This window comes from Rugamonas sp., assembly GCF_025354735.1.
Taxonomy (GTDB): domain Bacteria; phylum Pseudomonadota; class Gammaproteobacteria; order Burkholderiales; family Burkholderiaceae_D; genus Rugamonas.
Genome location: NZ_JANXMI010000044.1, coordinates 1 through 9,045 on the forward strand (window position 1 = coordinate 1; position 9,045 = coordinate 9,045).

The following is a 9,045-nucleotide window of genomic DNA, read 5'->3' on the forward strand; positions in this document are numbered from 1 at the left end:
CATGAAGCCGTTCATGGTGTTGCTCCGTCATTCGGTGCGGGTTTCGGTTGCTGCGACGCCGGATTGAGCGGATCGAGCTCGGGCGGTACGTCGACCTTGGTCGGACGGTCGGGATATTTGCCGCCGCCCTTGTTGTACGAACGCAGCTGGAACACATAGGCCAGCACTTCGGCCACGGCCGCGTACAGCGCTTCCGGGATTTCGTCGCCGATGTCGGTGTGCTTGTGCAGCGCGCGGGCCAGCGCCGGCGCCTCCAGGATGGCCACCTTGTTTTCCTTGCCCAGCTCGCGGATCTTGGCGGCGACCTCGTCGGTGCCCTTGGCCACCACGCGCGGCGCGCCGCGCATGCCGTCGGCGTATTTCAGCGCCACCGCATAGTGGGTCGGGTTGGTGACGATCACGTCGGCGGTCGGCACGTCGGCCATCATGCGGCGGCGCGCCATCTCGCGCTGCAACTGGCGGATCTTGGCCTTGATCTGCGGATTGCCGTTCGATTCCTTGTGTTCCTGGATCAATTCCTGGCGCGTCATTTTCAGCTTGTTGGCGTAGTGCCACATCTGATACGGCCCGTCGACGGCAGCGATGAAGCCGAGCGCGCCGACGATGAACAGGAAGCTGCTGCCCAGCATGTCCATCAGGTGCACGCTGCCCAGCTTGAGCGGCTCGACCGCCAGCGCCAGCACGGCCTCCTTCTGGTGCATCACCACCAGCCACGCCACCAGCCCCACCACCAGCGTCTTGGCGATGGCCTTGACCAGTTCCACCAGCGCATTCGAGGACACCATATTGCCCAGGCCGTTGAGCGGATTGAGCTTGGTGAAATTCGGCAGCACGGCCTTGCCGGTGAACAGCCAGCCGCCCACCAGCAGCGGCGAGGCCAGCGCCACCGCCATGATGGCCACGCCCAGCGGCAGACAGGCCAGCAGCACGCGGCCGACGTCGCTGCCGACGCGGTGGATCAGCACGTCGGAATTGAAGATTTGCTCGCGGTCCAGCGCCAGCCCCGACACCATGGCCGCGCTCAAATCGCGCACCATGGCGCCGCCCGTCGTCCACAGACCGGCGCCGGCCGCCATCAACACCGTGAAGGTTGCCACTTCACGGGATCGGGGCACGTCGCCTTCTTCGCGCGCCTGCTCAAGGCGCTTCGCTGACGCGGGTTCGGTCTTTTCTGCGTCGCTGTCGTCTGCCATCAAAAACTCCGTTCAAGTCCGGGCGCCGACTTGGCGCGCACGGAGGGGGGGCAGGCATATTATTGACGCGATCGCCCGCCGGCCATCGCCGGAACAGGCCGGGTTTTGCCCGCCTGTTCCGTTTTGCTTTGTGGAAATATCGATTGCGGCCGGCCAGCGCACGGCCTTGCCGGGCTGGGCCGGCTGGACCTGTTGAGCGGCTCAGCGCGGTTTGCGCGTTTCCGCCCGCTTGACGGCTTGCTCGATGGCGCCGAACACCGACTTGCCGTCGCCGTCCAGCATCTCGATGCGGATGGTGTCGCCGAAGGCCATGAACGGCGTCACCGGCGCGCCGCCGTCTATCATCTCCAGGCAACGCTTTTCGGCGATGCAGGAATAGCCGCGCTTGGCGTCCTTGTTCGACACCGTGCCCGAGCCGATGATGGAACCGGCCCGCACATTGCGCGTCTTGGTCAGATGCGCGATCAATTGCGGAAAGTTGAACACCATGTCGACGCCGGCGTGCGGCTGGCCGACCAGCTTGCCATTCCACGTCGAGCGCAGCGACAGGTGCAGCTTGCCGCCCTTCCAGGCGTCGCCCAGTTCGTCCGGCGTGACCGCCACCGGCGAAAAACTGGTGGCCGGCTTGGCCTGCACGAAGCCGAAACCCTTGGCCAGCTCATCGGGAATCAGATTGCGCAGCGACACGTCATTGGCCAGCATCAACAGGCGGATTTGCTGGTGCGCCTGGTCGGCCGTCGCGCCCATGGCCACATCGTCGGTGATAACGGCCACTTCCGCTTCGAAATCGATGCCCCATTCCTCGTGGAACAACTCGATATCGGCGCAGGGTCCGAGGAAATCGTCGCTGCCGCCCTGGTACATCAGCGGCTCGTCCCAGAACGAGGCCGGCAATGCGGCCTTGCGCGCCTTGCGCACCAGCTCGACGTGGTTGACATAGGCCGAACCGTCGGCCCATTGATAAGCGCGCGGCAGCGGCGCCATGCATTGCCGCGGATCGAAGTCGAAACTTCGGCGGCCGCGTCCGCCGTTGACTTCCTGGTACAGCTGCTGCAACTGCGGCGCGATGAATTTCCAGTCATCCAGCGCCCTTTGCAAGGTGGACGCGATGCCGTCGGCCAGCTGCGCCGTTTTCAAGTCGCGCGACACGACCGCCAGCTGCCCGTCGCGGGTGCCGTCGTTAATTGTTGCAAGTTTCATAGGGGGAGAAAACGATCAAAAACGGCGGCCACCCCTTGCGGGCGGCCGCATGGAAAGAAAATCAGGCCGGCGCCACGGCGGGAGCCACTGTGGCAGGCAAATTCGGAGCCAGCAACGCCATTTGCGCCTCGGTCAGATAACACCACTCGCCCTCGGCCAGGCCCAGCGATTCGAGCGTCAACTGGCCGATGGCCGAACGGTGCAACGCGGTGCAGTGATTGTCGGCGGCGGCCAGCATGCGCTTGACCTGGTGATATTTGCCCTGCTCGAGCACGATTTCCAGCTGGTGCTCGCCGCGCTTGACGCACACCTGCGCCGCCAGCGGCGCCGGCTCGTCATGCAATTGCACGCCGGCCATCAGCTTGGCGACCAGCTCGTCGGTGACGGGCTGTTGCGTCGTGGCCTGGTAAATTTTCGGAACGTGGCGCTTCGGCGACGATTGTGCGTGGATAAACGGGCCATCATCGGACATCAGCAGCATGCCGGTGGTGTCGTGGTCGAGCCGGCCGACCGGCTGCACATCGCGCCAGGTGAATTGTTCCGGCAACAAAGTCAGCACGCCGGGATGGTGGCTGGGCTTGCGCGAACACTCGAAATTGGCCGGCTTGTACAGCGCGATATACAGATGTTCGCGGTACACCCACTCTTCGTCGCCGAATATGGTCAATACCAGACCGGCGGTCTCTATCGTGGTGCGGTAATTGTCTTGCACCACGCCGGCGATGCTCACTTCGCCGTCATCGATCAGGGCGCGGCAGTATTTGCGGGTACCAAAACCCTGCGATTGCAGGATGCGGTCTAGGGATAATTTACTCATGGCGAGACTTTAACAGATGCGGCATCGAGCGTGAAGGCGGAGCCGCCTTGTTCCGCCGCATGGCGCACGCTTGATACAGATCAAATGGTCGTGCGATTCTATCGCTACACTGAAATTTCACTAGGAATCGGCCTAACGCCGTCGGAATACTCGCGGAAGTTAGTCCCGATAATTTTTCATCAAATTAGACAGCATCAGCTGCGTATAGAAGGAATCACATGTATACCACCTACAAACAAGGGCGGCCGAGCGCCGCCGCGCGCCAGCATCGCGATGCCCACGTCCGGCTGGCCAAAGTCCAGTCGTCCCTGCACGCCACGCGCGTGGCGATTGCGCGCTGGCTTGCCGGCCACGGCGGCACCGAAGCCGCCGACGCCCCGCTGCCGTCGCCGTCGCCGCAGCAGCGCTGGCATACCGACACCCAGCGCGGCTTCTGCGCCTGGCTGGACGCGGGCGGGTTTTCCCAGGCCACGCCGGAGGCGGACGATCACAGCGGCGCCATCCAGCTGGAGCTCAACTGCCTGCACTGTGACTGACGGGTGTGACAACGCCGGCGCCGACTCAAGCCGGCGCACAAATGAAAACAGCGACTTGCGTCGCCGTTTTCATGCCCCATTGCGGGACTCTTGCGAGGAATCTAAATTCTCTCTACTCCGCATCAATGATGCGGCTGAGTAGTTCCGTTTCTGATTTCAAAGTTGTGCTGACAACAAATTGAACTGTTTATATCGGCCCCCCTTGGAAAGAACTACAAAACCACTATAGCCCACCTCATCGAATATGCAATAAAAGTCGGATTGATAATATTAATCGCTCAGCTAGTTATGCTCCGCTTGCACTAAAACGATGCACGGCGCCGGCCTTCATTTTCAATGCAAGCTCGGCTGGACACCCGTGAAAGCCGACTTCACCGCGCCCGCGCCCATGGCCGCGCCGAATTTCTTCAGCACACGCTCCGGCAAGTTTTCGCGCTGGGTGTAGTCGATGATGTCTTCCGCCTTGACGATGTCGCGCGCCACGCTGTCGACCGTGCCGTAGCCGTCCGCCAGCCCCATGTCGATGGCCTTGGCGCCACTCCAGAACAGGCCGGAAAACATTTCCGGCGTTTCTTTCAGGCGCTTGCCGCGGCCGGTGCGCACGACGGTGATGAATTGCTGGTGAATTTCGTTGAGCATGCTCAAGGCGTGCTGCTTGTGCTTCTCGGTCAGCGGGCTGAACGGGTCCATGAAACCCTTGTTTTCGCCGGCCGTCAGCAGGCGCCGCTCGACGCCGACTTTTTCCATGATGCCGGTGAAGCCGAAACCGTCCATCAGCACGCCGATCGAACCGACGATACTGGCCTTGTTGACGTAGATGCGGTCCGCCGCCGCCGCGATGTAATAGCCGCCCGAGGCGCAGATTTCATCGACCACCACGTACAGCGGCTTACCCGGATAGCCTTTGCGCAAACGATAAATCTCGTCGACGATCATGCCGGCCTGCACCGGACTGCCGCCGGGGCTGTTGATGTGCAACACCACCGCCACCGAGCCGCTGTCGGAAAACGCCTTGTTCAGCGCCGGTATCACCACCGCCGCCGACCCGCTGCCCTCGGATTCGATGGCGCCTTCGATTTCGATCAGCGCCGTGTGACGGCCCAGCGCGTCGGCATCCTGGCCCGGCCAGTTGAAGTCGAAATAGGCGGCCAGGCCGATGACGACGATCAGCGCCGTCACGATCTTGAAGAAGATGCCCCAGCGGCGGCTGGCGCGCTGCTCCTTGAGCGTGGCGAACACCAGTTTTTCCAGCACCTCGCGCTCCCAGTTGGGCCCGACGCCGGACGGCCTGGCGATGGCGCCGCCGACCGGCGCGCTCGCCACCGGACCGGCCGGCGGATGGCCGGACTCGCCCGCGCCGCCGCTGCCGGCGCCACCAATGTTATCGCTTGTGTTTTCACTCATGGTCAGTTTCTTGTATAGGTGCGGACAGCCCGACGCCGTCAGGCCGGCACGGGTTGGACGTAATCATCGGCTTGCCAAAACAGCTGGCCGTCGCGCTCGACGACGGCGATCGGACGCAGCCGGCCGCCACGGCAGGGGCCGCCGGCGCAAAAACCGCTCTCGGGCACATAGATGGCGCCGTGGGTCGAGCACATCAGATACAAGCCGCTGGACTCGAAGAACTCGCCTTCGGCCCAGTCCAGCTCGATCGGCACGTGGGCGCAGCGGTTCAAATAGGCGTAGGCCGTGCCGGAATAGCGCACCACGAAGCCGGTGGCCTGGTCGCCGCCGGCCACGACGGGAAAGCGCACGCCCTTGCCACCTTCGAGCACGGCGTCGGCGGCGCAGATCCAGACCTGGCCGGGCGCATCGCTGGTGGCGCCACTCATCATGCGTACTCGTTCAGCCACTGATGCAGCTCGGCCACCGTGGCCGCCGAGTACATGGGCAGGCAGGCGTCGAGCTGGGCCACCGGATGCGCGCCGTACTGCACGGCCACGGCGGCGGCGCCGGCGTTATTGGCCATCAGCAAGTCGTGCGTGGTGTCGCCTATCATCACGGTGCGCTTCATGTCCTGGCCCAGTTCGCGGGTCAGTTCCTGCAACATGGCCGGATGGGGCTTGGAGAAGGTTTCATCGGCGCAGCGCGTGGCGTCGAACATCGACAGCAGCTTGAAGGCGTTGAGCGCGCGGTTCAGGCCGACGCGGCTCTTGCCGGTGGCCACGGCGAGGAAATACGCTTGCTGCGACAATTCCTGCAACATTTCCGGCACGCCGGGAAAGAGCGCCAGTTCATGGTCCTTGGACAGGAAATGGTAGCGGTAGCGCTCCACCATGCGCGGATAGTATTTGGGGTCGACGTCCGGCATGGCCGCCTGCATCGCCTCCGGCAGGCCGAGGCCGATCACATAAGAGGCCACGTCGTCGCGCGGCACCGGCAAGCCGAGGTCGCGGGCCGATGCCTGTATGCATTTCACGATCGTTGATGTGCTGTCCATCAACGTGCCATCCCAATCAAAGACGATTAAATCAAATTGCTTTCTTGCCATGTCTTCCGACCGCTACTGCCGTCGGCTCCTTAGTTGTCGCTTAGTTATCGATCACGCCGCGCTGGACCTGCCGCCCCCGCTAGCGTGGTCCATCAATATTCAGTGGTTTTCCCAAGCTTACCAAGAATCGTTCACATTCGGCGGCCAAGGGCGCGTTCAGCGTCATGTTTTTACCGGTTTCAGGGTGCATGAAGGTGATTTGATGGGCGTGCAAGAACATGCGCTTGAGCGCGCCGCGCGTCGCGTCGGCCTTCAGCAAGGCGCGGTTCAGGGCGAAATCGCCGTATTTGTCGTCGCCGGCGATGGCGAAGCCGGACGATGACAGGTGGACGCGGATCTGGTGGGTGCGGCCGGTCTTCAGTTCCGCTTCCAGCAAGGCGAAATCCTTGTATTTACGCAACAGGCTGAACACCGTGTGCGAGGGCAGGCCGTCGGCCTGCACGGCGACGCGGCGCTCGCCCTCGGCCGTCGTGTACTTGTGCAGCGGCAGCTTGACGTGCTGGCGCGCGTTTTTCCAGTCGCCGGCCACCAGCGTCAGGTAGCGCTTGTCGGTCAGGCCGTCGCGCATCTGCTCGTGCAGATTGGTCAGGGCCGAGCGCTTCTTGGCCAATAACAACAGGCCGGAGGTGTCGCGGTCGAGGCGGTGCACCAGCTCCAGAAACCGGGCCTCGGGACGCGAGGCGCGCAGCTGTTCGATGACGCCGAAGGACACGCCGGAGCCGCCGTGCACGGCCGTGCCGGCCGGCTTGTCGATCACCAGCAAATGGCTGTCTTCGTGGATGATACGGAATTCGGCGGCCGGCACGGCGCTGTGGTCGCTCTTTTCAGCCACGCGCACGGGCGGAATGCGCACCATGTCGCCCTCTTGCAGGCGATACAGCTGGTCGATCCGGCCCTTGTTGACGCGCACTTCGCCGGAACGCAAAATACGGTAGATATGGCTTTTCGGCACACCTTTGCACACACGCAACAAATAGTTGTCGATGCGCTGGCCGGCGTCCTCTTCATGGATGGTGACAAACTGCGCTTGCGGCGGAACCTGCGGTGTTGAAGGGGGAACAACATCATTTTGCATCTTCATTTGAACTGTCTTCCCAGAAATCTCTCTAAGTCCTTCATTTTGAATATATAATTGTTTTGCTGCGGTTCGATCTGCTGCAAGTGTAAGAATAAAAGCACATTTTACACAGGGGCGTCTCCACTGGCCTCGCCAAATTGCAAATTCAGAGGAAAAAATGTATATGCACCATTCCTGCCTCGATCAAGGTCGCACCGTTGTTGTAATCGGATGGAAGCAAGAGTGCTGAGTAAAATGGTTGGATTGTAAGGATAAGTCCGGCAAGCATGGTCCAGCCATGCTCGCTGGTTGATGAAGTTGATAACGCTTGCCGTTTTCGCCAGATTCCACGCTTTTCACGGCTATGGATAGAGGGCTGATAAGAGCCGCGTATCTAAGCTGTTACTTAGTTGTTACTTATTTGTAACTTGTTGCACCGTAAGTAGAAAAGCCTGGCCAGGTTCTGGCTCAATCGACGTTGCTCACCGCCTGCATTCTCTGCCCCCGGTCGCTCCGGGCTGCATGGATGAGTCGCAGGTGATGCGTGCACTCGGCATGTCGATCAATCTCATGCGCCCAGTTGCGGCCGCAACGTCTGCGTTGCTGCGCCGAAACATTCAGGGCATACCCACCACAACCATTTTAATTCTCGCGTATATCCCTGTACTCGCCGCCGATTTCTATAGGAATAAGCGGCATTGAGATGGCCTTCGGGTCGCGGAGTTAATAAAAATGAAACGCATGTTGTTTAATGCTACGCAGCAAGAAGAGCTGCGCGTAGCCATCGTCGACGGTCAGAAACTGATCGATATCGACATCGAGTCCGCCGGGCGCGAACAGCGCAAGTCCAATATCTACAAGGGCGTCATCACCCGCATCGAACCGTCGCTCGAAGCCTGCTTCGTCAGCTACGGCGAAGACCGCCACGGCTTCCTGCCGTTCAAGGAAGTGGCCCGCACCTACTTCCGCGAAGGCGTCGACGTCCGCACCGCCTCCGTCAAGGAAGCGCTGCGCGAAGGCCAGGAAATCATGGTCCAGGTCGAAAAGGAAGAGCGCGGCAACAAGGGCGCCGCCCTGACCTCCTTCGTCTCGCTGGCCGGCCGTTACCTGGTGCTGATGCCGAACAATCCCCGTGGCGGCGGCGTGTCGCGCCGCGTCGAAGGTGAAGAGCGCCAGGAATTGCGCGAAACCATGGACAAGCTGGACTTGCCCGCCGGCATGTCCGTCATCGCCCGCACGGCCGGCATCGGCCGCAACGTCGATGAACTGCAGTGGGACTTGAATTACCTGATGCAACTGTGGCGCGCCATCGAGGGCGCCGGCAAGTCGGCTTCCGGCGCCTTCCTGATCTACCAGGAATCGTCGCTCGTGATCCGCGCCATCCGCGATTACTTCCAGCCCGATATCGGCGAAATCCTGATCGATACGGACGACATCTACGAGCAGGCGCACCAGTTCATGAGCCACGTGATGCCCGACATGGTGCACCGCGTGAAACGCTACAGCGACGACGTGCCGCTGTTCTCGCGTTTCCAGATTGAACACCAGATCGAAACGGCCTACTCGCGCACCGTGCCGCTGCCATCGGGCGGCGCCATCGTCATCGACCACACCGAGGCGCTGGTGTCGGTCGACGTCAACTCGGCCCGCGCCACGCGCGGCTCGGACATCGAAACGACCGCCTTCAACACCAACTGCGAAGCGGCCGAGGAAGTGGCGCGCCAGTTGCGCCTGCGCGACCTGGGCGGCCT

General features: G+C 62.0%; 9 protein-coding genes. 2 read left to right on the forward strand and 7 right to left on the reverse strand.

Annotation, left to right across the window (positions count from 1 at the left end):
* Positions 1-11 precede the first annotated feature (11 nt).
* From flhB to Q0S71_RS04785, 3 genes are all read right to left on the reverse strand, one after another.
* Positions 12-1,193: a flagellar biosynthesis protein FlhB gene (gene flhB / locus Q0S71_RS04775; protein WP_295992086.1), complete on the reverse strand. Its 1,182-nt coding sequence runs from the start codon at positions 1,191-1,193 to the stop codon at positions 12-14.
* Positions 1,194-1,394: 201 nt separating this feature from the next.
* Complete coding sequence (locus tag Q0S71_RS04780) at positions 1,395-2,393, reverse strand: fumarylacetoacetate hydrolase family protein (protein ID WP_295992087.1); 999 nt, start codon at positions 2,391-2,393, stop codon at positions 1,395-1,397.
* Positions 2,394-2,454: 61 nt separating this feature from the next.
* Positions 2,455-3,210 carry a 16S rRNA pseudouridine(516) synthase gene (locus Q0S71_RS04785; RefSeq protein ID WP_295992090.1) on the reverse strand — a complete coding sequence of 252 codons (756 nt, stop codon included), beginning with the start codon at positions 3,208-3,210 and terminating at the stop codon, positions 2,455-2,457.
* A gap of 218 nt (positions 3,211-3,428) precedes the next feature.
* On the opposite strand from Q0S71_RS04785, the gene Q0S71_RS04790 reads away from it, so the two are divergent.
* Positions 3,429-3,746: a hypothetical protein gene (locus Q0S71_RS04790; protein ID WP_295992092.1), complete on the forward strand. Its 318-nt coding sequence runs from the start codon at positions 3,429-3,431 to the stop codon at positions 3,744-3,746.
* A 333-nt stretch (positions 3,747-4,079) separates the two neighbouring features.
* Here Q0S71_RS04790 and Q0S71_RS04795 read toward each other — a convergent pair whose 3' ends face one another.
* From Q0S71_RS04795 to Q0S71_RS04810, 4 genes are all read right to left on the reverse strand, one after another.
* Entirely contained in the window at positions 4,080-5,150 is a 1,071-nt protein-coding gene (locus Q0S71_RS04795) for a S49 family peptidase (RefSeq protein ID WP_295992094.1), read from the reverse strand.
* 38 nt (positions 5,151-5,188) lie between these two features.
* On the reverse strand, positions 5,189-5,581 hold the full coding sequence (locus tag Q0S71_RS04800; RefSeq protein WP_295992096.1) for a Rieske 2Fe-2S domain-containing protein: 393 nt from the start codon (positions 5,579-5,581) through the stop codon (positions 5,189-5,191).
* On the reverse strand, positions 5,578-6,237 hold the full coding sequence (locus tag Q0S71_RS04805) for an HAD-IIIA family hydrolase (RefSeq protein ID WP_295992099.1): 660 nt from the start codon (positions 6,235-6,237) through the stop codon (positions 5,578-5,580). Before Q0S71_RS04805 ends, Q0S71_RS04800 begins: the two co-directional genes overlap by 4 nt.
* A gap of 79 nt (positions 6,238-6,316) precedes the next feature.
* The gene (locus Q0S71_RS04810; RefSeq protein WP_295992102.1) at positions 6,317-7,318 is read right to left on the reverse strand and encodes an RluA family pseudouridine synthase; all 1,002 of its coding nucleotides are present in this window, start codon (positions 7,316-7,318) and stop codon (positions 6,317-6,319) included.
* A gap of 708 nt (positions 7,319-8,026) precedes the next feature.
* Between Q0S71_RS04810 and Q0S71_RS04815 the strand changes: the two genes are divergently transcribed.
* The coding region (locus tag Q0S71_RS04815) for an Rne/Rng family ribonuclease (protein WP_295992105.1) at positions 8,027-9,045 on the forward strand (1,019 nt) is incomplete at its 3' end.